General features: G+C 31.6%; 23 protein-coding genes and 1 tRNA gene. 10 read left to right on the top strand and 14 right to left on the bottom strand.

All coding sequences use genetic code 11. The features are described from left to right. Window positions 1-6: 6 nt before the first annotated feature. The 7 genes from ACWA1B_RS02545 to ACWA1B_RS02515 form a co-directional block, all read right to left on the bottom strand. Window positions 7-1,026, bottom strand: coding sequence for a glycosyltransferase family 2 protein (locus ACWA1B_RS02545; protein ID WP_456904333.1), 1,020 nt, complete (start codon window positions 1,024-1,026; stop codon window positions 7-9). A gap of 11 nt (window positions 1,027-1,037) precedes the next feature. Continuing rightward, window positions 1,038-2,342 carry an oligosaccharide flippase family protein gene (locus ACWA1B_RS02540; protein ID WP_456904332.1) on the bottom strand — a complete coding sequence of 435 codons (1,305 nt, stop codon included), beginning with the start codon at window positions 2,340-2,342 and terminating at the stop codon, window positions 1,038-1,040. 5 nt (window positions 2,343-2,347) lie between these two features. Further along, window positions 2,348-3,322, bottom strand: coding sequence for a hypothetical protein (locus tag ACWA1B_RS02535; protein ID WP_456904331.1), 975 nt, complete (start codon window positions 3,320-3,322; stop codon window positions 2,348-2,350). Between the two features lie 8 nt (window positions 3,323-3,330). Continuing rightward, window positions 3,331-5,010, bottom strand: coding sequence for a DUF6909 family protein (locus ACWA1B_RS02530; RefSeq protein ID WP_456904330.1), 1,680 nt, complete (start codon window positions 5,008-5,010; stop codon window positions 3,331-3,333). 419 nt (window positions 5,011-5,429) lie between these two features. Continuing rightward, entirely contained in the window at window positions 5,430-5,627 is a 198-nt protein-coding gene (locus ACWA1B_RS02525; RefSeq protein WP_456904329.1) for a hypothetical protein, read from the bottom strand. A gap of 69 nt (window positions 5,628-5,696) precedes the next feature. After that, window positions 5,697-7,181: a GH3 auxin-responsive promoter family protein gene (locus ACWA1B_RS02520; protein ID WP_456904328.1), complete on the bottom strand. Its 1,485-nt coding sequence runs from the start codon at window positions 7,179-7,181 to the stop codon at window positions 5,697-5,699. An 11-nt stretch (window positions 7,182-7,192) separates the two neighbouring features. Continuing rightward, window positions 7,193-7,693: a peptidase gene (locus ACWA1B_RS02515; RefSeq protein WP_456904327.1), complete on the bottom strand. Its 501-nt coding sequence runs from the start codon at window positions 7,691-7,693 to the stop codon at window positions 7,193-7,195. 209 nt (window positions 7,694-7,902) lie between these two features. Here ACWA1B_RS02515 and ACWA1B_RS02510 point away from each other — a divergent pair, with 209 nt between their 5' ends. Beyond that, window positions 7,903-8,079 (top strand): Sec-independent protein translocase subunit TatA/TatB, encoded by a 177-nt coding sequence (locus tag ACWA1B_RS02510; protein ID WP_456904326.1) that lies wholly within the window; start codon window positions 7,903-7,905, stop codon window positions 8,077-8,079. Window positions 8,080-8,163: 84 nt separating this feature from the next. Here the strand turns inward: ACWA1B_RS02510 and ACWA1B_RS02505 are convergent, their stop codons facing one another. Beyond that, entirely contained in the window at window positions 8,164-10,287 is a 2,124-nt protein-coding gene (locus tag ACWA1B_RS02505) for a Tex family protein (RefSeq protein ID WP_456904325.1), read from the bottom strand. Window positions 10,288-10,397: 110 nt separating this feature from the next. Between ACWA1B_RS02505 and ACWA1B_RS02500 the strand changes: the two genes are divergently transcribed. Next, the gene (locus tag ACWA1B_RS02500) at window positions 10,398-10,673 is read left to right on the top strand and encodes a DUF1294 domain-containing protein (RefSeq protein WP_456904324.1); all 276 of its coding nucleotides are present in this window, start codon (window positions 10,398-10,400) and stop codon (window positions 10,671-10,673) included. Between the two features lie 152 nt (window positions 10,674-10,825). Here ACWA1B_RS02500 and rpiB read toward each other — a convergent pair whose 3' ends face one another. Both rpiB and ACWA1B_RS02490 read right to left on the bottom strand, forming a co-directional pair. Continuing rightward, window positions 10,826-11,257, bottom strand: a complete 432-nt coding sequence (gene rpiB / locus ACWA1B_RS02495) for a ribose 5-phosphate isomerase B (protein ID WP_456904323.1) — start codon at window positions 11,255-11,257, stop codon at window positions 10,826-10,828. Window positions 11,258-12,079: 822 nt separating this feature from the next. After that, window positions 12,080-12,313: a putative signal transducing protein gene (locus tag ACWA1B_RS02490; RefSeq protein WP_026727317.1), complete on the bottom strand. Its 234-nt coding sequence runs from the start codon at window positions 12,311-12,313 to the stop codon at window positions 12,080-12,082. A 109-nt stretch (window positions 12,314-12,422) separates the two neighbouring features. On the opposite strand from ACWA1B_RS02490, the gene rnr reads away from it, so the two are divergent. The 3 genes from rnr to ACWA1B_RS02475 are packed head-to-tail and all read left to right on the top strand — an operon-like array spanning window position 12,423 to window position 15,982. Continuing rightward, window positions 12,423-14,603, top strand: coding sequence for a ribonuclease R (gene rnr, locus ACWA1B_RS02485; protein WP_456904322.1), 2,181 nt, complete (start codon window positions 12,423-12,425; stop codon window positions 14,601-14,603). 23 nt (window positions 14,604-14,626) lie between these two features. Further along, window positions 14,627-15,295, top strand: coding sequence for a head GIN domain-containing protein (locus ACWA1B_RS02480; RefSeq protein ID WP_456904321.1), 669 nt, complete (start codon window positions 14,627-14,629; stop codon window positions 15,293-15,295). A 6-nt stretch (window positions 15,296-15,301) separates the two neighbouring features. Beyond that, entirely contained in the window at window positions 15,302-15,982 is a 681-nt protein-coding gene (locus tag ACWA1B_RS02475) for a LysE family translocator (protein ID WP_456904320.1), read from the top strand. Window positions 15,983-16,534: 552 nt separating this feature from the next. Here the strand turns inward: ACWA1B_RS02475 and ACWA1B_RS02470 are convergent. Together ACWA1B_RS02470 and folB are read right to left on the bottom strand one after the other, a co-directional pair. Further along, window positions 16,535-16,605, bottom strand: a tRNA-Cys gene (locus ACWA1B_RS02470). Between the two features lie 94 nt (window positions 16,606-16,699). Then, window positions 16,700-17,059 (bottom strand): dihydroneopterin aldolase, encoded by a 360-nt coding sequence (gene folB, locus ACWA1B_RS02465; protein ID WP_456904319.1) that lies wholly within the window; start codon window positions 17,057-17,059, stop codon window positions 16,700-16,702. 107 nt (window positions 17,060-17,166) lie between these two features. Between folB and ACWA1B_RS02460 the strand changes: the two genes are divergently transcribed. The 5 genes from ACWA1B_RS02460 (at window position 17,167) to ACWA1B_RS02440 (ending at window position 21,694) form a co-directional block, all read left to right on the top strand. Then, window positions 17,167-19,284 (top strand): glutamine--tRNA ligase/YqeY domain fusion protein, encoded by a 2,118-nt coding sequence (locus ACWA1B_RS02460; protein ID WP_456904318.1) that lies wholly within the window; start codon window positions 17,167-17,169, stop codon window positions 19,282-19,284. An 829-nt stretch (window positions 19,285-20,113) separates the two neighbouring features. Further along, on the top strand, window positions 20,114-20,593 hold the full coding sequence (locus ACWA1B_RS02455; protein WP_456904317.1) for a hypothetical protein: 480 nt from the start codon (window positions 20,114-20,116) through the stop codon (window positions 20,591-20,593). A gap of 90 nt (window positions 20,594-20,683) precedes the next feature. Further along, complete coding sequence (locus tag ACWA1B_RS02450; RefSeq protein WP_456904316.1) at window positions 20,684-21,010, top strand: YtxH domain-containing protein; 327 nt, start codon at window positions 20,684-20,686, stop codon at window positions 21,008-21,010. Between the two features lie 73 nt (window positions 21,011-21,083). Continuing rightward, window positions 21,084-21,434, top strand: coding sequence for a competence protein (locus ACWA1B_RS02445; RefSeq protein ID WP_456904315.1), 351 nt, complete (start codon window positions 21,084-21,086; stop codon window positions 21,432-21,434). A gap of 5 nt (window positions 21,435-21,439) precedes the next feature. After that, window positions 21,440-21,694 carry a DUF6327 family protein gene (locus ACWA1B_RS02440; RefSeq protein ID WP_456904314.1) on the top strand — a complete coding sequence of 85 codons (255 nt, stop codon included), beginning with the start codon at window positions 21,440-21,442 and terminating at the stop codon, window positions 21,692-21,694. A 25-nt stretch (window positions 21,695-21,719) separates the two neighbouring features. Here ACWA1B_RS02440 and ACWA1B_RS02435 read toward each other — a convergent pair whose 3' ends face one another. Both ACWA1B_RS02435 and gltX read right to left on the bottom strand, forming a co-directional pair. Further along, window positions 21,720-22,706 carry an SPFH domain-containing protein gene (locus tag ACWA1B_RS02435; protein ID WP_456904313.1) on the bottom strand — a complete coding sequence of 329 codons (987 nt, stop codon included), beginning with the start codon at window positions 22,704-22,706 and terminating at the stop codon, window positions 21,720-21,722. A 255-nt stretch (window positions 22,707-22,961) separates the two neighbouring features. Next, window positions 22,962-24,467 (bottom strand): glutamate--tRNA ligase, encoded by a 1,506-nt coding sequence (gltX, locus tag ACWA1B_RS02430; protein ID WP_456904312.1) that lies wholly within the window; start codon window positions 24,465-24,467, stop codon window positions 22,962-22,964. Window positions 24,468-24,619: the final 152 nt, after the last annotated feature.

Raw genomic sequence — 24,619 nt, 5'->3', positions numbered from 1 at the left:
TCTAGTTTACTTTGACGCTCTACGTTTTTTATTGAGGCTTCTTTTTAATCGGTACCCATTCAAAAAGAAAATCAATGTTTTGAAAGACAAAAATTTATAGAATTTCATCACTTTGTCTACTTTTACATTGCGCCCTTTTTTAAGAAGATATTTCCAAGAAATTAAATCGTGCCAAATCTGCTTTTGTGTTTCAGGCGCCAAAACATAAAAATCCTTTAGAATTACCACATAATTGCAGGCCCAATAATTTTCGATTGCTTTTTTTAGAGTTTCTGACAGTGTTTTTTGCGCACTCAAACCCTCTTTTACCATTTCATAAACGTCTTGAATATGTTTCGCACTTACCGTTGTTGTTATTGAACCCTCGCGCGCCTGACGGTACACATAAAATGATTTCGAATAAATACTGAACGTCTTTATATAATGCATCAATTTTCCGCACCATTCTATATCTTCTGATTTTCTTCCGACAGGAAAAAATAATTTATTTTCGATTAAAATTTCTCTTTTAATTACTTTATCCCAAGCCGAAGCAACGTACAAATCGTAGTAAACCAGATTTAAAACCTCATCTTCAAATTTCCCGCTTTTATTTTTTATAAATCGCTGATTGTATTTGCAGTGCACATCATTTTTTGAAAAAAAACGACTTTCTTCGTGAATAATAATATCCGGATTTGTTTTCGAAATTAAATTACTTAAATCTTCCAAAACCTGTTTTCCCTGCCAATAATCATCGCTGTCGGTAAAAATAATATAATCTCCTTTTGCTGCTAATAATCCCGCATTTCTGGCATCAGACAAACCACCATTTTTTTTGTTGATAAGCGTTATCTGAGGAAATTTTTGTTTGTATTGCTGACAGATTTCCGGCGAAGAATCTGTTGATCCGTCATTGATTAAAATTAGTTCAAAGTCAGAAAAACTTTGGCACAAAATACTTTCTAAACATTGTGGTAAATAATCCTCAACGTTATAAACAGGAATAATAATGCTGAAAAGCAAAGTCTCTTTCTGGATGTTCATAGCACAATTTTTTAATGCAGAAACACTTTTATTTTATCTTTTCGATAAATAACGATTGCCGAAACAAAATTCCAGAAAAAGGAACTCGAAACAAAGGCAATCGCGGCGCCAGTCATTCCGTAAATCGGAATTAAAAATCGGTTTAAAGTAAAATTAATTATAACCGCAATCATTAAAATAACCTGAAAAATCTGCTGTCTTCCGGTCATATTCAAATAAACAGAGGCTGTTCCAAATGCCGAACAAATTCCCTGACCAATAATCAAAATTAAAAATGCTTCCTGAGCCACAACATATTGATGTCCAAAAATAGATAAAATAGATTTTGAAAAATAACTAATCAGCAAGATAACCGGAAGCGTTATTCCGAAAATTATTCGAGCGCTATTTCTTGAAACGGCTTTTAATTCTGTCATTTTATGGCCCGAAAAGTATTCTGCAATTTTGGCTGAAACCGTAATATTTATCGAAACGATTATTATTGAAATAATCGTCATTATTTTAACTCCAACCGAATAAAAAGCAACGGTTTCATCGTTTCGATATTTCTTTAAAAACATGATATCAAAACACATCAATAAAAACAACGCCATTGCGCTGATGGCAATTGGATATGATTTTAAAAACACTTCTTTATGCGAAATTTTTTCGGCGGTTTTCAGATATTCGGTTTTTCTAAAATACATCAAAACAAAAAGCGAACTCAGAACCGCAAGAAAAACAAATCCAAGAAGAAAAACATCAACCAAATATTCTTCTTCGTGCCAATAAAACAAAATAACAGAACCGATAATCAATGGAACATATTTGATAATATTCCGAAATAATTCGGCCACATATAATTTATCTAAAGCTCTGAAAACTTCTGTATTTAAGGTAGAAATTCCAGAGAAAAACAACGTTGCCGCCGCTTTTAAAAGTATCCAGTATACATCAGAATCAGCAAAATAATTGTTAATCGTTTCTTTGCTGATAAGCGCAATAATGAGCAAAACCAGCAACGAAGTGCAAAAAAGCATTCCGACCATTTTGGCATATATCCTTTTTAATTCCTCTAGTGCATTTTGACTTGCTAATTTTCCTTTAAAATACAATATCGACTGATCAAAGCCAAGCAAACAAATACTCCCGATAGATAATAAAAATGAACGGACAAAATCGTACTGTCCAACTAATTTTGGACTATAGGTTTTAGTAAGGAAAACAGTAAATCCAAATAGCAATAATGCTCCAAAAACACGTAGCGATAAAGTGCTGAAAACTTGTTTTAAAAACAGATTTTTCGAAATCCTTTTTAATATAGCGTTGCTTTTCAATTTTTTTAAAGTTGATTTTCCTTTGAGAGCGCAAGCTGTTTACGATAAAAATTCAAAAACAGACTTACGAGAGTAAAAACAAAAATAAAGACAAACGGAAGAATCACTTTTAGATTTCCATTCACTATTTTATTTTCGTTGATATTCAGCGTCGAGTTGATTTCTTTAATTGTTTTATCAAAAGTGATTAATTTGAATCTGTTTTTTCCTTGTTCAAGAATCAGTTTTTGTTTGGTTTTAAGAATGTCATTCAATTGCAGATTTTCATTATAATAAACCACTTTGTCACTTTTTGACGTACTCGAAAGGCCTTTTAAAACCTGATCTATTTGCGCAATTATAGTATCATTTTGCGCAATTTCTTTTTCAAGGTTTTTATATCCAATTTTTTGAATCGCGTCAAAATAAGTGGAATTGTTTAGGTATTTCAACAACGGTTCAACCACTTCTTTTTCGCTTATTTCTTTGTTTGAAACAAAAGTAATCGTATGATATGTATAATTTTTGCTGGTTACATTGTCTTCTAAAACCTTTTTTACATCGCCAACCTCAGCCATTAATTTAATAAGTTCCAGATTTTGTTCCTTATCTTCAATAAATTTATAAACATCGGCAACAGGCTTTATTTCAATTTTTCTGATTGCATTTCGATCAGAAATTCCCATCTGCGATAAAAAATCAACATCGCCTGTAACAATTTTAGCCTGAATCAAATCAATTTTGGCATACAAATAATCGACACTTTCAAAATTTGGTGCAACAACAACCTCATTCTTAAATGTTTTTTTATTCGAATCTAAATAAAATCCAAGAGCAACTCCAAGTACAATCAAAATCACAATTGTGATCCAATTTCGGATAAAAAACTGAATCGTTCTAAAAATTGATCTGCTAACACGATCAAAAAAACCTCTAATGTTTTTTGAAAGCTGAAAAATATCTATTTCCTGATCTGTATTTTGGGGTACGTTCGTACTCATGTATAACTTTATTTTACGTTGAAAATTTGTTCCAAAATTTTAATGGTAATTAAATACGTTGGTTTTACACCGGTTGTTCCCAATCCGCCTGAAGCCAATGTACTTCCTGTTTCCAAAGGATTATCTGATGCATAATAAGCATAACGCACTTTAATATCATGCGGCACGCTTTTTCTGATTTTAGATGCTGATTGAATGGCTTTTTGGTAATAAGAACCTTCCATTTCCAGACCAATTACGCCCCACGTCGATTCGTGGAAAAATTTCAATAAATCTCTGTTTTGCAATGAAGTTCCAAGAACGGTAACCATTGCGCCTTCATAAACATCGATATCATTTCCTCTGAACATATCACCAGTTAATTCATTTTCGAAGAAATAATTATCCGCCGTTCCTTCATTGATATGTGCTGTCGGAATCATAATATCGCCTTTTCCGCCTTCCAGAATTCCGGCTTTACCCATAATCGAAACCGATTTTACATTCAGCAAAGTCTCTTTTTTAAATGGTTTTAAAAGCTCATCGATGGTTTCATAAGCCTGCTCGCCAAAGGCATAGTCCATTACAATAATTACTGGCTTTTCCTCGCCCACATTTGCGTTTGAAAATGCTGTTTTTGACCAATCAATTTTGGCTGTATCAAAAATCTGAACGTCGATATTTGTTCCTGAACAATCTGGTAAAGATATCATTCCGTTTTTAAGAGCCAATTCTTCAACCTGGCCTCTAATTTCTTTCGAACCTGAACTGCTCAATTCTTCATAAATAAAGAAATCGGCTTTGCCCTTGTATTTTGAAGTTAATAATGGCGTTGCAAAAATCGAGTTCATCACACTGTGCATATTGGCACTGATAACGTGAATTGGGCGTTTTAAAAGGTCATTTGCTTTTAAAACTTCCTTGATGTTTGTTGCCCAGATTTCTCCGTGAATATGATGTCCTAAACGTTCACGCAAAACGGGACTGAACGTAATTGTTCGTTTGTTGTTTTCAACAATTTCCTCGATTGCTAACTTTCCTAACCAATAAATGACGTGCAAGAAACGATCCGGCGCATTTTCTGAACCGAAAGCATCATAAATATCCAAAACTTCCTCAAAAGTTCTGGCTAAAATATTGGCAACGTGCGAAATTGCTTTTTCTTTTTCAATCTGCGAAAGCTTTTTTGTCTGCGTAACGGCTTGTTCTAATTTTAGCCAGTCACGAGAGACTTCACCACCGTCGTCAATTAAAACTCTGTTTTTAATTTTATGAGATTCGATGAAAATAAAAGTCAAATGCGTCAGAATATCATAAATATCTGAACGTCCGCGCGTGATTTCGACGTTCATTTGTTCTTCGTCGATTCTATAACAATTTCTTCTTCTTTTTGGAGGAACAATGGGCTGAAAATGCGATTTCGAATAGCCTTCGTCTGAAGTTAAATTGATGAATCTGCACTGCTCTATTCCTATTGGAAGACGTTCTATAACATACAAAAGTCCGTTTAATTCTACTTTTTCTTCGGCAATATTTCCGTAGATTTCCGGACGTAAAGCCAATAATGATTCTCTTAAACTATCGCCAGAAACTCCCATTGGTTTATAAAAACCTCGGTTGAATAAATGACGCATTGTAATGTACATTTTTTCTATCGCTGCAGATGATTCCTGAGCTCTTGATCTTGATATATGTTTGGTTTCTTTCATGCTATTTTATTTTGTAAACTCAAATGTAGGGAAATACAAGGCATGCCTTGTATCTACAATATAATTTTTTTTTAAATCATATTGATTTTGATTTATCTTCTGCTTTAAATTTATCCTTTGCCCAATTTTCCGGAATTGAAACAATGTAATCGGAAATTCTTTGATAATCATTATTGCTTCTAATGATATTGTCGTAAAATAATTTTTGCCACTAATGTGGATATCCTAATCTATTGGCATGTTTGGTGACGGCAGATTTATAGGATCCAACAATTGACGAAATGGTGTTTTTTTCAATATTTTGAAATCGTGGAGACAGGGCGTGTTGAGACGGGGCATGCCCTGTCTGTACGCTATCAATAATTAAAATCCCGTGAATATGATTTGGCATGACCACAAAATCCCCCAGTTCAACGTTTTTATGGTGTATTGGGATTTGATACCGCAATAATACCGACCTCTGACAAAATCATTTTATTATTTTGAATTTCTCCAAAATAATGTTCTCTGTCTTGTGTACAAATTGTGATAAAATAAGCAGCGTTCCAACCATAATCCCACCATTGCGCTCTTATTGAAGAAATGCGATATTTATTTTGAAATTTTTCTTTATTCATAATAACTTAATGCTTCTATCTTTTTTTATTCACTAAAAAAAGCATTAACTTAAAAATATAAATATTTTCCTACTTTAAATTATCCGCAATCTTTCTATCATTCGACAATCTCGGAATTTTATTCTGTCCGCCTAATTTTCCTTGCGATTTCATATACTCCTGAAATCCATTTTTTGAAACTTTGGTTATAACTACTTTCTGTAAAACATTTCCGGTAATTAAATCATCGTAATAAATATTTTGTTTTCGCATTGAATCGTCAATCGCTTCCGCGAAAGTTTCAATGTTTTCCGGTTCTCTTTCAAATTCTATTAACCATTCATGATACGGCAATCCGTTTGACGGCGTAATTTGAGGAGCAACGGTAAATTCGTTAATTACGATATTTGTTCCGGCGGTGGCTTCTTTCATGGCATTTTCGACTTCATTGGCTATAACGTGTTCACCAAAAGCCGAAATATAATGTTTGATGCGCCCTGAAACTATGACACGATAAGGCGCTAAAGATGTAAACTGAATAGTATCGCCAATATTATAACCCCAAAGTCCAGCATTTGTAGAAACAATTAGAGCATAATTCACGCCCAATTCAACTTCGCCAATTGTATAACGTTTTGGATTTTCGGTAAAGAATTCATCGGCTTTAATGAATTCGTAGAAAATTCCAGAATTCAACAGCAAAAGCATTCCCTTTTCCTTTTGTGAATCCTGATAAGCAAAAAATCCTTCAGAAGCCGGAAACAGCTCAATGCTGTCTACTTTTTTGCCAATCATTTGCTCAAATTTGGCACGATACGGTTCATAATTCACACCTCCGTAAATGAACAAATTAAAGTTTTTGAAAATCTCACTGATTTTTTTTCCACCGCTTTTTTGCTGTAAACGCTCAAAATACATTTGCACCCAAGACGGAATTCCTGAAATAACCGACATGTCTTCTTTGATCGTTTCATCGACAATAGCGTTTACTTTGGTTTCCCAATCATCAATACAATTGGTTTCCCAAGATGGCATTCGGTTTTTCTGCAAATATTTCGGAACAAAATGTGCGACGATTCCAGAAAGTCTTCCAAATTTAATTCCATGTTTTTCAGTTAAAATTGGGCTTCCTTGCAAAAAAATCATTTTTCCATCAACAAAATCGGCATTTCCGGTTTCGTGAATATAATGCAGAATCGCATTTCGCGCCGCTTCAACGTGAAAAGGCATTGATTCTTTCGTAAGCGGAATATATTTTGCGCCAGAAGTTGTTCCGGAAGTTTTGGCAAAATAAATCGGTTTTCCTTTCCAAAGGATATCTGCTTCACCAATTTTGACTTTTTCAATATAGGTTTTCAAGTCTTCATAATCCCGAATCGGAACTTTTTTTTGAAAATCTTCAATCGTTTTTATATTTCCAAAATCATGATCTTTACCAAATTTAGTTTCTTTGGCGTTTTGAATCAAACTTTTAAAAACTTCCAATTGTGTTACAACTGGTTTATTGGACCAAGCTTGTGTTTGATTGTATATTTTTCGCGCAAAAATTTTTGCTGCTATCGATTTAATTGACATTTGATATGGTATTATTTTTTGTCGCTTTTCTTTTTCTGAGTTTTATTCTCGCCTGATTCTTTCTCTATTTTGGCAACTTCTTCTCTAAGTTTAATTTCCTCTTCAGAAGTTTTCATATTGAGTTCACCTGGATCGTCAACTTCCGCCAAAATGGAATCTTTATTGAATTTTGCATAATCCAATTCACCTCTCAAAACTTTCTGAACACCTTGTAAATAGGCTTCATTTTTCTTTAAAGCAGTTTCCAAAGAATCAGACTTTATAGCCAATTTGGTAGCATTTCTTTTTAATTCAGTTGAAGAATACCCTGGAATAAACTCGCGCAAAGGTGTAAAAGCAATAATAAATGTGGTTACTAAAATTAAAAATATCCCTCCTAAAGTAAATGTTACAAAGACATTCATTAACGTTAGCCGAAATGAAAAAATCTCTTCAAAAGTATTTTCGTTCAAAATTACCAATCGGTTTTTGATGAATAATTTTTTTCTGAAATCAAATTTTTTCTTCGTCATTTCGGATGATTATATGAGCAAATATAGCAATTAATAGTATTGATGATAGTGAAGAAAAAACGTCAAATAAAGCAATTTTATTATTTTATAAAATATTTAACGCTGTAAGAAACAAATATTTTAATCCAAAAACTCTTGTTGTTCGTATATTCTATATACCTTTGCGGTGAAAACGAAAATAAATTTGCTTCGGCATTAAATATACAATCATGGGAAGATTAGGTCTTACAGAAATCCTTGTTATAGTAGGTATTGTGATATTACTTTTTGGAGGTAAAAAAATTCCAGAATTAATGAAAGGTTTAGGAAGCGGAATCAAAGAATTCAAAAACGCTGCTAAAGACGATCAACCTGCAGCTAAAAAGCAAGACGAAGAAGTAAAATAATATTTACAACTTTTTAAAAATTTAAAATCCCAGATTACAAATTGTAGTCTGGGATTTTTTTTGTTATCTCTCTTATTTGGAATTTTACAAAACCATTGTTAACTGAATTCTCTTTCTATCTTCATCGACCTCAGTCACTTTTACATCAACATGCTGATGTAATTTTACCACTTCGTTTACATCACTCACAAATCCGGCTTTTAACTGAGAAATGTGAACCAAACCACTTTCTTTAATTCCGATATCAACAAAACAACCAAAGTTGGTGATGTTATTAACAATTCCTGGCAAAATCATTCCGATTTTTACATCTTTAATCGATTTTACGTTTGCATCAAATTCAAAAACCTTAGCCGATTTTCTTGGATCTAATCCAGGCTTTTCAAGCTCTTTTATGATGTCTTTCAATGTCAGTAAACCAATTTCAGGTGTTATATACTTTTCGGGCTTAATAAGGGCTGTTTTCTCTTTGTTTGCAATCAAATCATTGAGAGAAATATTCAAATCTTTTGCCATCTTTTCAACAACGGGATAAGCTTCTGGATGTACTGCCGAATTATCAAGCGGATTTTTAGCATTTGTAATTCTAATAAATGCCGCTCCTTGTTGATAAGCTTTATCGCCTAAACGAGGCACTTTTTTCAGTTGCTTTCTATCTTCAAAAGGTCCGTTTTCAGAACGATATTGTACGATGTTTTCGGCCAGCTTCTCTCCTATTCCACTCACATAACTTAGTAAATGTTTACTTGCTGTGTTGATATTAATTCCAACCGAGTTTACGCAACGAATTACAGTATTATCTAATTCTTCTTTTAATTTTGTCTGATCAACATCATGTTGATATTGTCCAACTCCAATTGCTTTTGGATCGATTTTTACCAATTCGGCCAAAGGATCTGATAGTCGTCTTCCGATAGATACCGAACCACGAACCGTTACATCATAATTTGGAAATTCTTCTCTCGCAATTTTTGATGCCGAATAAACCGAAGCTCCAGCCTCAGAAACAATAAAAACCTGCACCGGTTTGTCGAAGGCGATTTTTTTTATAAAAAATTCCGTTTCCCGAGAAGCTGTTCCGTTTCCAATTGAAATGGCATCAATTTGATACGCATTTACCATCGAACGGATTTTTTTAATCGCCATTGATTCCTCATTTTGAGGTGCGTGCGGATAAATCGTTTCGTTGTATAATAAATCACCTTTTTCGTCCAAACAAACTACTTTACAACCGCTTCTAAAGCCTGGATCAATTGCCAGAATTCGTTTTTCTCCCAAAGGCGGAGCCAATAATAACTGTCCTAAATTGTTAGCAAAAACCTGAATTGAATTGGCATCGGCTTTTGCCTTTGCTTCCTGCAACGTTTCATTTCCTATTGCCGGATTCAATAAACGTTTATAACTATCCTCAATTGCTAATTGCAAATGAGCTGTCGTATTATTTTGTTTTTTAATGATGATTTCATCAATTACGTCATACGCATCATCGATATCAACATCAATTTTCATTTTGATAAAACCTTCATTTTCTGCACGAAGCATTGCCAATAAACGGTGAGCCGGCGCTTTTGTCAACGGTTCTTCCCAATCAAAATATTGGCTGAATTTTTGTGCTCCTTCTTCTTCGGCTTTCTTTTTCACCACTTTTGTAGCAATGGTCGCTTTTCGCTGAAATAATCTTCGAAGCTGTTTACGAACGTAAATATTTTCGTTAATCCATTCAGCTACAATATCTCTTGCACCTTGAATAGCTGCTTCTTCATTAATAACATTTTCATTAATATATTGTGTAGAAAGAAAATCAATATCAACATCACTTTCAGACATAATCAATTTTGCCAAAGGTTCTAAACCAAATTCGCGGGCAACATCAGCCTTTGTTTTTTTCTTCTTTTTGTATGGAAGGTAAAAATCTTCGATTTCCTGTAAATCAAAACTATCTTCAATTTTTTTCTTCAATTCTGGCGTAAGCGCTTTTTGCTCTTCAATAGATTTCAGAACTGCTTCTTTACGTTTTACAAGTGTATCATAATCTTTTTGCAATTTTGCAATCAGCTCAATTACAGTTTCATCAAGATTTCCTGTACTGTCTTTTCGGTAGCGCGAAATAAATGGAATCGTACAATCTTCCTCTAATAATTTTACTGTGTTTTGAATACTTACTGCGGGCGCCTGAACAGACTTGGCAATGAATTGAATATTAGTCATACTTTTAATGAAATAAATTCTTAATTATAAATTAGTATAATTTACTTGTTAAAATATACAAGAAAAATCACTAACCGTTCGGCTAAAATAATATCTTTGTTTTTAATATTATGCGAATGGAAATTTTTTTACTCTATTTTTTATTTATAAATATCATCGTTTTTATTCTTGCTGGTTACGATAAACATCAAGCTCGAAAAAATAAACGAAGAATACCGGAAAACACGCTATTCTTTCTACAATTAATAGGAGGAACTCCTGGTTTATTAACAGCAATGTTCATTTTCAGACATAAAACGAGTAAAACTTCATTTATTGTCAAATTCTCTTTTATATTTTTAATTCAGGCTATTTTAATTTATCTCTATTTAACTAACAAAATATAGATATTAACATTGTTGATAACTCAAAAAAAAAGCATCTTTAAAGCAATTTAAAACACTGAATTATAAATACTTAAATAAAAAACCGGACAAATTAAAAAATCCGCCCGGTGTGTTTATATATGGTGCGAAGCACCGATTTTTTTTTTTACTTTTTATACACAAGCGATTTTATTCACTCTATTTTGATGTCTTCCGCCTTCGAAAGCTGTATCAAGGAAAGTTTCAACGATTTCAACAGCTTGATGAATAGAAGTAAAACGTGCCGGGATACTCACAATATTTGCATCATTATGTAAACGCGTTAAATACGCTATTTCTTTAGTCCAACATAAGCCAGCTCTTACTTTCGGATGTTTATTAACAGTCATTGCGATTCCGTTTCCGCTTCCGCAGATTACGATTCCAAAATCAGCTTTTCCTTCAGATACATCATTTGCAACGGGATGCCCAAAATCTGGATAATCTACAGAAGCATCAGTATCTGTACCATAATTAGTTACTTCATACCCTCTTGCTTTCAGCATTTCAACAATTGCTTTTTTATATTCTGGACCTGCGTGATCGTTTCCTATTGAAATTTTCATTTTTCTATACTATTAAGTTGTGTTATGCAAATTTACTTAATTAATAAACGGTTGCCACGAATTTCACCAATTTTCACGAATTTCTTTTATATCGTTACTTTAAACCTCACAATAAACATCTTTCTTATAATTAAAATAAATTCGTAATACGCTAGTGGTCGGAGTTAGTAAAACCTTTATTTTACAACTATCTTGCAGTCAAAACATTATCAGTTATTAACAATTTTGATAACTATATAAGTACCTCAAAATCAATGAAGAATAAATAGAATATTTGTTAAAATTTTGAGGTGTTAATAGGAGTTTGTAATTGCTTGATATTCAATTAACTTTAAGTTAACAGAAAATGTTAATAAGTTCGAAAAGAAAATTAGAAGTTTTTTTTGGTTGTGTCGAAAAAAAACCTAATCCAAAACTGGAATGAAATATGCAAGAAAAGTTTCTTGAATTTTTGGAAAAGTTATCAATATCAAAAATGCCATTTTCAACAGAAATCAACATATGAACTTATCTACAAAATGAATTCATTTTTGGTTGTCAACCGTTGTTAATTAAAATACAAAAAGTCTTATAAATTAATCATTTAACTAAATATAACTATGTTGATAACTCAGAATAAATAAGTAAAACGAGATTTCAATGACTTCAAAAAAAAATTTATTCGACATATTAACAAGCTATAATAACCATAAATTTTTTTTAAATTTTTAAAAATCTTTTTTGTTGTATTTAATATATGTTGAAAACTAAAAAAGTTGAAAAGGAAAAAAAATTTTTTTTGATTGAATTTTACCTTGATTTGAGTTTGTTTTGAATTTTGTTTCAGACGATTTTCAGAGGATTGTTGAGATTGTCCAGAATTTCCTGAACTTGTTCGAAATCGTCCGGATGAACTTTCAGGCGAATGCCTCCCAGCGCTGCAGAGTACATTGGAGCGACTGAAAGCGTCATTTCATTTTCGAAAAAATATGGAATTTCTTCCTGTTCAAGTAAGTGTTTCAGAACCACAGTTTCGTGCTGATAATTGAATATGGCGATGGTTTTAAAGCTTTCCATAAAGGTCTTTTTGTAAATGTACGAAAAGTTATATTTTTAATAATTCTAATTGTTAAAATCTATATTGTGATATCTTATTTGTAATTTTAAACCTTATAAGAAAAGATATATGAGTAAGAAAATTAGAAAGCCGATAAAAAAAGAGAAAGATTTCTCTAGTAAGATAGTAAAAATTTTATCGCAAAGTGCTAATAAACCATTCAATTATAAACAAATAGCTGCAAAGCTTGAACTTGATGATACCAATAGCAGAAATCAGATTATTAAAGATTTGAAAATTCTTGCAGCTCAAAAGAAAATTGTTGAAACTGAACCTGGCAAATATTTAATCAAAGCAATTAGTCAGGATTATTATGAAGGAACAATAGATATGACGAGCAGAAAAACGGCATATTTTATTTGTCCTGATTTTGCAGAAGATGTTTTTATCCCGACAAATAATTTAAATCGAGCATTAGATAAAGACAAAGTTAAAGTTTACGTTTATAACCGAAGAAAAGGAAAAAGACCAGAAGGTGAAGTAATTGAAGTTCTTGAAAGAGATAAAACAGAATTTGTTGGAGTTATTGATATTCAGCCCAATTTTGCTTTTGTTTCGACTGCAAATCCAAAAATGTATACCGATATTTTTATTCCAAAAGATAAAATGGGTGAAGCAGAAAATGGTGATGTTGTTTTAGTTAAGATTGAAGACTGGCCAAAAAGAGCTGACAGTCCTTTTGGATCTGTTATCAGAGTTTTAGGAAAACCAGGAGAACACAATACAGAAATTCATGCTATTTTAGCAGAATACGGTTTACCAGCCGATTTTCCGGTAGAAGTAGAGGTTTTTGCACAAAAACTAGATACTTCAATTCAGGAATCTGAAATTGCAAAACGTCGTGATATGCGTGATACGCTTACGTTTACGATTGATCCAAAAGATGCAAAAGATTTTGATGATGCCTTGTCTTTCAAAAAGTTAGAAAACGGAAACTTCGAAATCGGAATTCACATTGCCGATGTTTCGTATTATTTGGAAGAAGGAACAATCCTGGATGATGAAGCGTATCAACGAGCAACTTCGGTGTATTTGGTTGATAGAGTAGTGCCAATGCTTCCGGAAGTTTTGTCTAATTTTGCCTGTTCACTTCGTCCAAATGAAGAGAAATATACATTCTCTGCAGTATTTGAAGTTTCGCCAACTTCGCAAGTTATTAACCAATGGTTTGGAAGAACAGTAATTTATTCCGATCAGCGTTTTGCTTACGAAGAAGCACAATATATCATTGAAACAAAAGACAATACAATTCCGGTTGATATTTCTATTACTGGAGAATCTTATGTAGTTTCTGATGAAATTGTTGAAGCAACTTTAAAATTAGATGAATTAGCGAAGATTTTAAGAAAGAAAAGAATGCAGAATGGTGCTATTTCTTTTGATAAAGTAGAAGTGAAATTCAACTTAGATGCAGAAGGAGAACCAGAAGGAGTGTATTTCAAAATATCAAAAGATGCGAATCATTTGATTGAAGAATTCATGCTTTTGGCGAATAGAAAAGTAGCAGAATACATTGGAAAACAAAAGAAAACATTTGTTTACAGGATTCACGATGAACCAAATGAAGACAAATTAATTGCAATGGCAACAGTAATTGCTAAATTTGGGTATAAAATAGATTTCCGTAATAAAGGCGATATTTCAAAATCATTGAATGCCTTGATGGAAGAAGTAAATGGAAAAAAAGAGCAAAACTTAATTGATACTCTTGCGATTAGAAGTATGAGTAAAGCCAAATATTCGACAGAAAATATTGGTCATTATGGTTTAGCTTTTGATTATTACAGCCATTTTACATCGCCAATTCGTCGTTATCCAGACGTTATGGTACACAGATTGCTGCAATATTATCTGGATGGAGGAGCTTCTGTAGATGAAGAAACATACGAAACAAAATGTCTCCATTGTTCAAATATGGAAAGTTTAGCCACTAATGCTGAACGTGACAGTATCAAATACATGCAGGTTAAATACATGCAGGATCATCAGGATGAAGAATTCTTGGGAGTTATTTCTGGTGTTACAGAATGGGGAATTTATGTTGAAATCGTTTCGAATAAATGCGAAGGAATGGTGAGAATCAGAGAAATAAAAGATGATTACTATACTTTCGATGAAAAACAATATGCATTGGTTGGAGCAACTTCAAACAGTATTTTGCAATTAGGGGACGAGATTTATGTTAAAGTAAAAAATGCCGATTTAGTTAAAAAACAACTGGATTTTCATTTTTTACGAAGAGCCGAATAAGTATTAATTTAAAAAATAAAAGTATGAAAAAGCTAATTATTGGAGCAGTAATTTTATTTGTTCAAATGTCTTTTGGTCAGGTTACTAAAGACTTAGGGGATTTTGATACTGTTAAAGTATTTGATAAGTTAAGTGTAAAATTAGTTCAGTCATCTGAAAATAAAATTGTTATAAAAGGAGCAAGAGAAGCTGAAGTTGAAGCCGTAAATAAAAACGGAATTTTGAAATTAAGAATGCCTTTTCCAAAACTTTTATCTGGAAATGATCTCGATATTACGTTATATTACAAACACATAGAACTTATAGATGTAAACGAAGGAGCAGAAGTAAAAAGTAGTGAAGCCATCAAAGCAACTTCGTTTAAAGTAAGTGCTCAGGAAGGTGGCATCATTAATGTTGATTTGAATGTTGATAAGTTAAAAGTGAGCTCAGTTTCAGGAGGTTCAATTACTTTGACAGGAAAAGCAGAAAATCAGGTTGCAAGTTTAGGAGCAGGAGGATATCTGCTGGCAAGTAAATTAGTTACCTCTCAAACCACTGTAAGCGTTTCTGCTGGAGGAAAAGCTGATGTGAATGCATCAACCCTTGTTGACGCAAAAGTAAGCGCAGGAGGCTCTATTTACATTTATGGAAAACCAAGACAAATAAACCAAAAAACAGTTTTTGGTGGTAAAATTGAAGAAGTAAAATAATTTTTGATGATAAATGATATTCTGGCTGGACTGCCATGGGGACTTGTTCTGAGCTTTATGGTAGGTCCGGTATTTTTTGTTTTATTAGAAACCAGCATTACAAAAGGATTTAGAGCGGCTATAGCTTTTGATTTTGGAGTTGTTTTAGGTGATGTTTTTTTTATAGCTATTGCTTATTTAGGAAGTTATAGACTGATTTCCAGTTTAAAAGATGATCCAGCACTATTTATTTTTGGAGGTATAATAATGCTTGCCTATGGTGTAATTTCTTTCGTTAAATTGAAAAAAGAGGAAAAAATCAATGATGAAGAAATTGATCGTGATATATTGAAAAGAAATTACGGGAGTTTGTTTGTAAAAGGCTTTTTACTCAATGTTATCAACATTGGTGTTCTTGGTTTTTGGCTTGCGGTAATTATTTCTGTAGGACCAAAATTAGACATGCAAACGTCAAGAATGATGACTTTTTTTACTGCTGTGATTATCACTTATTTATTAATTGATTGTGGTAAAATTTTATTAGCCAAACAGTTAAAATCAAAAATGACTCCGACTAACATTCTTAAAATCAAAAAAGGAATTAGTATTGTTTTAATGGTTTTCGGATTTGCTTTAGTAATTCAAGGTTGGTTTCCAAAAGAAAAAGAAATGGTTAAAAACGCTTTTGAAAGAATAGAGAAGAAGTAGTTGTTACTAACTTAAAATTATAAAATTAAGCCTCTGAATTTCAGAGGTTTTTTTTTGTTTATAATTATTGGTTTTCAAATTTTTGCAAAGTTATTTACGTATAGTTTGTCATTTCTCTAACCTCGAAATGATAATATTGTGAAAAATATGAAGTAAAAAAAGAGAAACAGTTTTCTATCTATTTTTGAGAATCGTCCGAATTCGAACGTAAATCTTTATCTCATTTTTTCTGAAAATTAAACATAAAAAAACTTCAAATTGCTTTGAAGTTTTAGATGAATCGTCCGGATTCGAACGTAAATCTTTATCTCATTTTTTCTAAAAATTAAACATATAAAAACCTCCAAATTGCTTTGAAGGTTTTGAGTCATAGTCTGGATTCGAACCGATATATTTTTAATTAATTTTTTCTAAAAATTAAACATAAAAAAAACCTTCAAATTGCTTTGAAGGTTTTAGATGAATCGTCCGGATTCGAACCGATATCTTTAATTAATTTTTCTTAAAAATTAACCATAAAAAAAAACCTCCAAGTTTCCTTGAAGGTTTTAGAGGCATCGTCCGGATTCGAACCGGAGTAGGAGCTTTTGCAGAGCCCAGCCTAGCCGCTCGGCCACGACGCCATTGCTTGAACGGATGGCAAAAGTAACTAAAATCTTTAAATTTCAAAAGTTTCGTATAAACTATTTTGAAAAAATACGATTTTAAATAAAATAATTACTTTCTAATTTCCGTCATTTTTATGGTAACTGATTCAACATCACCGCCAATAGGTGGATTTACTTTTGAAACCCAAACTGTTGTTTTTTCTACTGTTTCTATCTCTGCAAGTACACGAATATTGATTCTTTTGGCCACATGTTCCAATAAATGTGAACGAATTGCCATTTCTTCCGTCACAATTTTGTTCAAATGAACGTAATCAACCGTGTCTAAAAGATGGTCTGTTTCGGCTGATTTCTGAAGATTTGTTTTAATTTTTAGATCCACAATATAATCAGATCCAATTTTTCCTTCTTCAATTAAACATCCGTGGTAAGAAAAAGTGCGAATGTTTTTTAATTTTATAACTCCCATTTTTGTATTATTTCACGTTTAAAGTTTCAGGTTTTATGCCAGTTAGATAACTTTAAACCTGAAACCTGAAACCTTTTTTTTATCTTTGCTAAAATTACTATAAAATAATGGCATCAGAAGAGAAATCACTCAATTTTATTGAACAAATCATAGAGGAAGATTTAAAATCAGGTCTTTCACAAACTAAACTTCATTTTCGTTTTCCACCAGAACCAAATGGCTATTTACATATTGGTCACGCAAGTTCTATTGCATTAAATTTTGGTTTAGGAATTGATTATCAGTCTCCTGTAAATTTACGTTTTGACGATACGAATCCTGAAAAAGAAGAGCAGGAATTTGTTGACGCCATTAAAAAAGATGTGGAATGGTTAGGATATACCTGGGCCGAAGAGCGTTATGCATCAGATTATTTTCAACAATTATATGATTGGGCGGTTTTATTAATTAAAAAAGATAAAGCTTATGTTGATAGTCAATCTTCTGAAGAAATGGCTATCCAGAAAGGAACTCCAACAACTTTAGGAACAGACAGTCCATACAGAAATCGTTCTGTTGAAGAAAATTTAGATTTATTCGAAAGAATGAAAAACGGTGAATTTGAGGCCGGTACACATATTCTTCGTGCAAAAATTGACATGAAATCAACAAACATGTTGATGCGTGATCCTATCATGTACAGAATTTTGCATAAGCATCACCATAGAACTGGAGATGATTGGAAAATTTACCCAATGTACGATTGGGCACATGGACAAAGTGATTATTTAGAGCAGATTTCTCACTCATTTTGTACACTTGAATTCTTGCCTCACCGCGAATTATACGATTGGTTTTTAGATCAGATTTTTGATGATAATAAGCTGCGTCCAAAACAAAGAGAATTTGCAAGACGTAACTTATCACATACTGTTGTTAGTAAAAGAAAATTACAGCAACTAGTTAAAGAAAAGCATGTTAACGGTTGGGATGATCCAAGAATGTCTACCATTTCCGGATTAAGAAGACGTGGTTATACAGCAGCTTCTTTACGTAATTTTGCCAATACAATTGGTATCGCAAAACGTGATAATTTAATCAATGTATCGGTTTTAGAATTCTGTATTCGTGAAGATTTAAACAAAATTGCACCTCGTGTAATGGCTGTTTTAGATCCTGTAAAATTGGTAATTACAAATTATCCTGAAGAAAAAGAAGAGTGGTTAGAAGCAGAAAATAATCAAGAAGATGAAAATGCTGGTTTCAGAAAAGTGCCATTTTCTCGTGAATTATACATTGAAAGAGAGGACTTTTTGGAAGATGCTCCAGCAAAATATTTTCGTTTAACTCTAGGAAAAGAAGTTCGTCTTAAAAATGCTTATATCATTAAAGGTGAATCGGTTATAAAAGATGCTCAAGGAAATATTACAGAAATTCATGTGACATATGATACTGATTCTTTGAGTGGAAGTGGGACAGAAGCAAGCCAAAGAAAAGTGTCTGGAACATTACACTGGGTTTCTATCAAACATGCTTTGGAAGCAGAAGTGCGTTTGTATGATCGATTGTTTACAGATGAAGCTCCGGACAGTTATAAAGAGAAAAATTTCTTAGATTTTGTGAATCCAAATTCATTGGAAATTGTGACTGGATTTGTTGAACCAAGTTTAGCAACAGCGCAAAATGAAGATAAATTTCAGTTTCAACGTCTAGGATATTTTACTGTTGATAAAGACTCAACTCCTTCAAAATTAGTATTTAACAAAACGGTTGGATTGAAAGATGCCTGGGAAGAAAAAGGAAAAAAAGAAGAAAATAGTATCAATAATTCTTTAAAAGAAATCAATAAATATTTTAAAGTTGAAACCAAACCAGAAAGAATTGCAATTGAAAGTGCAATAGGGGAAAACATCAAAAATATTTCTAGTTTTTCACTTTTACAGAATTCTTTGAAGAAGAATATCAACAATAATAAGGCTTCATTGTTGTTTTCTCAGTTTATTTTGAAGTATTCGAATTGGAAATCTACAGATTTTGAAGAAGATGATATTAAAAAATTATATTCAATGTCTTTAAAAAGTGAATCAACTTATGTGAGATCAAAAGCACTTTTAAATTTAAGGGATATTGAAAATGAAAATTTGAGAAATCAGTTTTCAGACGAAATTTTGAAATTAAATTCAAATCCACCAAAAAATGCTTCGGAAAGAGAAATAGAAATTCTTTCTGAGATGGTGAAGAAATAATATCAACTAAATTTATTAAAAGCGCTTTTATAAGCGCTTTTTTTTATTATATAGATTAACTATTGAAATTTAAAATTTAATAATTTTTATAGATTAAAATTGACTTTCATAAATTAATTTTAAGACATTTTTTAATTTTGTCCATCTCTTGAATCCTTTTTTTAGAAATATTTTTTTAAAACTCTTTATTTTAAGTTTTACCTTTTTTGACCCATTTTTCCAGATTTTTAAGATTAAAAAATGAAAATGCATCGTTTTCATTAATATTAATTATTTCTATATAAATATATGTTTAATTAATTTTTATTATTATTTATAAAAACTATTAAAAAATATATTTTAATAATTTATTTAGATTAAAATCAGCCTTCATAAATTGATTTTAAGCGATTATTTTTAAAGGTTGGATAGATAACTCGTTTTTTAAATTATTGTTTATTTTTGGCTTTAATTTAAGTTTTTAATATCATTTTTGTCAGTTTAACGGGTTGTTAACATACAATTGTTTATAAAGTTGCTATTTTTAACTCAATAGTAAAAATCAGAGATGATTTTTATAAAAATTAAAATTTGCCGTTAGAGAAACGAAACTGAAATTTGCTGGTTTTAAAAATTTTGAATTTTTATTGCAGTAGATTTTCAATAATGATTTCTTGAAAAGACAATTTTATGTTCTCATTTTTATTGTGATGTAATTTTGATAATATTTCGCGTAAAAGATATTTTTCAAATTATTTCATAATGTACAAAATTCCATAACATTGAATTTGTGTGAAGCTTTAGTTTTTAAATTTCAAATCTGATCATTTTTAATTTAAATCTAATAATCATGAAAATTTTATATTTTACGCTAGCAATCTTATTTGCAAATGTTGCAATTTCTCAAACACATCAAATTACTAAACACAATGGTGAACAACTTGATGTTAATTTCATTAAAAATGAAAATGGTTTAATTTATTATTCATTGAACGGAAGTGCGGAAGAGGTCAAGATCAGTAAATATGCAGTTGCGAAAATCACAAATAAACAAACCAATCAAACTCAAAAAATTTCTGATAAAATAGTTGTTGATTCAAAAGATGATTACAAAATGGTAACTGTTTTGCCTCAGGAAAAAACAATAGGATTAAAGCAAGCTGCTAATTTTTCTGGAGTTTCGACGAGGACAAAAGGTGAACCGCCAATTGCAAATGAAAACCAAACTGCTATGAGAATAAAAACTAAATCTGCTTCAATTGGATATCCATTTGTAAGCATTATTCAAAAAGCAGATGGCAAATATGAAGCTGTAGCTTATATGTATTAATTTTATTGTTAATTTTTTGTAAATAACGTTTATTCAGTTATTTATATTTTAAAAAAGGTTACCTTTATTAATCATTTAAATTTTAATATTATGTCAAAGAACTTAAATACTGCAGCCGCAATTTTAGCTGCTGCTGCTGCTGGTGCGGCAATCGGAATTTTATTTGCTCCAGATAAAGGATCTAAAACTCGTGCAAAATTGAAAGAAGGTTTGGATGATGCAAAACATAATTTGCAGGATACTCTTTCAGCAAGCTCTGAAGTTCTACGTGAGAAATTCAAACATGCAAAAGAAAACATGGATGGGACTTATGAAGAATTGCTTTCAAATATGAGTTACAAAACAGAAGAAGTAATTTCTTTTTTAGAATCTAAATTGGCTGATTTAAAAGCACAGAACGCTAAACTTCAAAAATAATATCATTCTAAAAACACATTACTTGTTTATATTTGATCAAAAGTAATGTGTTTTTTTATTTAAAATCAGAATTATGGCTTTTGAAGAATTAAAAGAAAATACTGAAAATATTCAGGATCAGGCAAAGGAATATATTGAAAGTCATTTGGCTTATTATAAACTTTGGGGTTTTAAAGTGGCAATGAAATCAACTACTTTAATTTTTAAGTTTACTTTGATTTTGGTTTGTTTCACAATGGTTTTAATTTTTGGATCTTTTGCTGCGGCGTATGCTTTTGGTAGTTTATTTGAAAGTAATGCTTTGGGATTTTTGACAGTAGGAGGAATCTATTTGTTTTTTACAATTTTACTTTTCTTTATAAAAGATAAGTTTGTGGAAGGACCAATTTTGGAGAAATTTTCAGAAATCTTTTTTAATGATTAAGAATTATGGAAAAGAAAAAATACTCATCATATGCAGAACTTGACAGAGATCTGGAAATTTTGAAATTAGAAAAAGAGATTAATTATCAGAAATTAGTTTTAAGTATTCAAAAAACAAAAGAGAGCATAACACCGCATAAAATTGTAAATGGTTTTGTTTCTTCTTACACAGATTACTTTAAAAATTCGTATCCGAAAATTTTACAGTCTATTATACCTTTTGTTATCAATTGGTTTATGAATAAAAAAAGAGGCAATTAAGCCTCTTTTTTTATTTTAATATTATTTATTGAGCTGTTTCTGTTGGCTCTGAAGTATCTGACGGATTATAGTTTATATCAGAGTTGTTTGTTTTTTTAACTTTTCTCGGTTGTCTTTTCATTTCTTCTCCAATTATATTTGAAGCTGAAAAACTAGTTACCATACTATTTAACATATCACTTGCTGCTTGTGGAGAGTTTGGTAATAATATCAAATTAGAGTTGGTATCAGCTCCAATAGCTTGTAGAGTGTCATAATGTTGTGTAATTACGATCAATGCAGATGCTTCCTGTGAATTGATTCCAACATTGTTTAAAACTTCAACACTTTCTACTAATCCACGTGCAATTTCTCTACGCTGATCGGCAATACCTTGACCTTGAAGTTTTTTGCTTTCGGCTTCAGCTTTTGCTTTGGCTACAATTCTAATTCGCTGTGCTTCAGATTCAAACATTGCTGCTGTTTTTTCTCTTTCGGCCGCATTGATTCTGTTCATTGCATTTTTTACCTGGATATCAGGATCAATATCTGTTACAAGTGTATTGATGATGTCATAACCGTAAGTTGTCATCGCTTCATTCAATTCTCGTTTTACTGCAATTGCAATATCATCTTTACGAACAAACACATCGTCCAGAATTAATTTAGGAACTTCGGCACGAACAACGTCAAATACATAAGCAGTAATTTGATCATGAGGATATTCTAGTTTGTAAAAAGCTTCATATACATGTTCCTGTATTACTTTAAATTGAACAGAAACTTTCATTTTGATAAAGACATTGTCTTTAGTTTGTGTTTCAATAAGAACATCTAATTGTTGAATTTTCAGATTTACGCGACCTGCAATTCTATCAATTATTGGAATTTTTAATTGTAAACCCGAATTTCTAACACTTGTAAATTTTCCAAAGCGTTCTACGATAACACTAGTTTGTTGTTTTACAGTGAAGAAAGATGATAAGAAAATAAATACTCCGAAGACTATTAAAATAATAAATGCTGTACCCATGGTGATAATTAATTTAGATTTTTGATCTTGGTAAATTACGAAAATTCTTCTAAAAGAAAATTTTAAAACATTAAAAAAACGCTAAGAACATTTATTAGATGTTTCTTAGCGTTTGCTTTTTTTACTATTGAGATATTAAGTTAATTAAGTTCAAGCTTTGTCAAGCGAATTAAATTTGGCTTTATGAACTTAAAATATTATATTTTTTTCCATTAAGTAAAGCTTAATTAACTTAATATCTTAATGGTAATTTTTTTATAAAGTTGCTATTGCTTTCTGAATTCTCGAAATAGTTTCTTCTTTCCCGATGATTTCAACTATGTCAAATAGGTGAGGACCTTTAAGAGCTCCAACCAAACTCAAACGGAAAGGCTGCATGACTTTACCCATTCCAATTTCGTTTTTTGTTAACCAATCTTTTACGATTGCTTCGATATTTGCAGAATCAAAACCATCAATATATTCAAGAGTTGAAATCAATTCCTGCATTAAAGATGGAGTTTCTTCCTTCCAGTTTTTGCTTGCTTTTTCATCATAAGATGTTGGTGCCTGGAAAAAGAAATCAGTTAAATCCCAGAAATCTGAAACGAAATTTGCTCTTTCTTTAATCAATGAAACGATTCTCGTAACGTCATATTTAGAAACATCTACACCTTTTTCAACCAAAATAGGAGAGAAGTCGTTCGCTAGATCAGCATCATTTTGTTTGATTAAATATTGGTGATTGAACCATTTGTTTTTCTCCGGATCAAATTTTGCTCCGGCTTTATGAACTCGGTTTAAGTCAAAAGCTTCTACTAATTCTTCTAAAGAAAATAATTCTTTGTCTGTTCCATCATTCCAACCTAAAAGAGCAAGGAAGTTTACAACCGCTTCCGGGAAAAATCCTTTCTCTCTGTAACCAGATGAAATGCCTTCTTCAGTTTTCCATTCAAGAGGAAACACTGGAAATCCTAATTTATCACCATCTCTTTTAGATAATTTTCCGTTTCCAATTGGTTTCAAAATCAAAGGTAAATGTGCAAATTCTGGAGCATCCCAACCAAAAGCTCTGTATAATAAAACGTGTAGTGGCATCGATGGTAACCATTCTTCACCACGAATTACGTGTGAAGTTTCCATCAAATGATCATCAACAATATTGGCTAAATGATACGTTGGCATTCCGTCACTTTTGAAAAGAACTTTGTCATCAAGTAAACTAGTTTCAAACTTAACATCACCACGAATGATATCTTTTAAATGTAAAGTTTCATCAACCGGAGTTTTAAAACGAATCACATAATGCTCTCCATTTGCAATTCTTTTTGAAACTTCATCAGCAGAAATTACTAAAGATGTATCTAGTTTTTCACGAATAGTATGATTGTAAATAAATGTTTTTCCTTCCGCTTCTTGTTCTTTTCTTAAAGCATCAAGAGCTTCCGGAGTATCAAAAGCATAATAAGCCCAGCCCGAATTGATCAGTTGATCTGCATATTTTTGGTATAAATCTTTGCGATCACTTTGTCTGTACGGACCAAATTTTTCATTTTTTCCAACCGTTTCTTCAGGAGAAATGCCTAACCATTCAAGCGCTTCCATAATATAAGCTTCGGCACCTGGAACAAAACGAGTCTGATCTGTATCCTCAATTCTCAGATAAAAAACACCGTTATGTTTTTTTGCAAATAAATAATTAAATAGGGCAGTACGAACTCCGCCAATATGTAATGGTCCAGTTGGACTTGGTGCAAAACGCACTCGAACTTGCTTTGACATTTGTTTATAATTTTGTGCAAAGATACGATTCTAATTAGAGAATTAGAAAATGAGTTTAATTAGATAATGTCTTGTTTGTAGCTTAATTGACTAATTTTCTCATTGATCATTATCTAATTAAAATTACTACTTTTATAGGTTATAATTAAAAG

Source organism: Flavobacterium xizangense (genome assembly GCF_054075145.1).
Note: the sequence above shows the minus strand (reverse complement) of the source record. Positions and strands in the feature narration are given on the sequence as shown.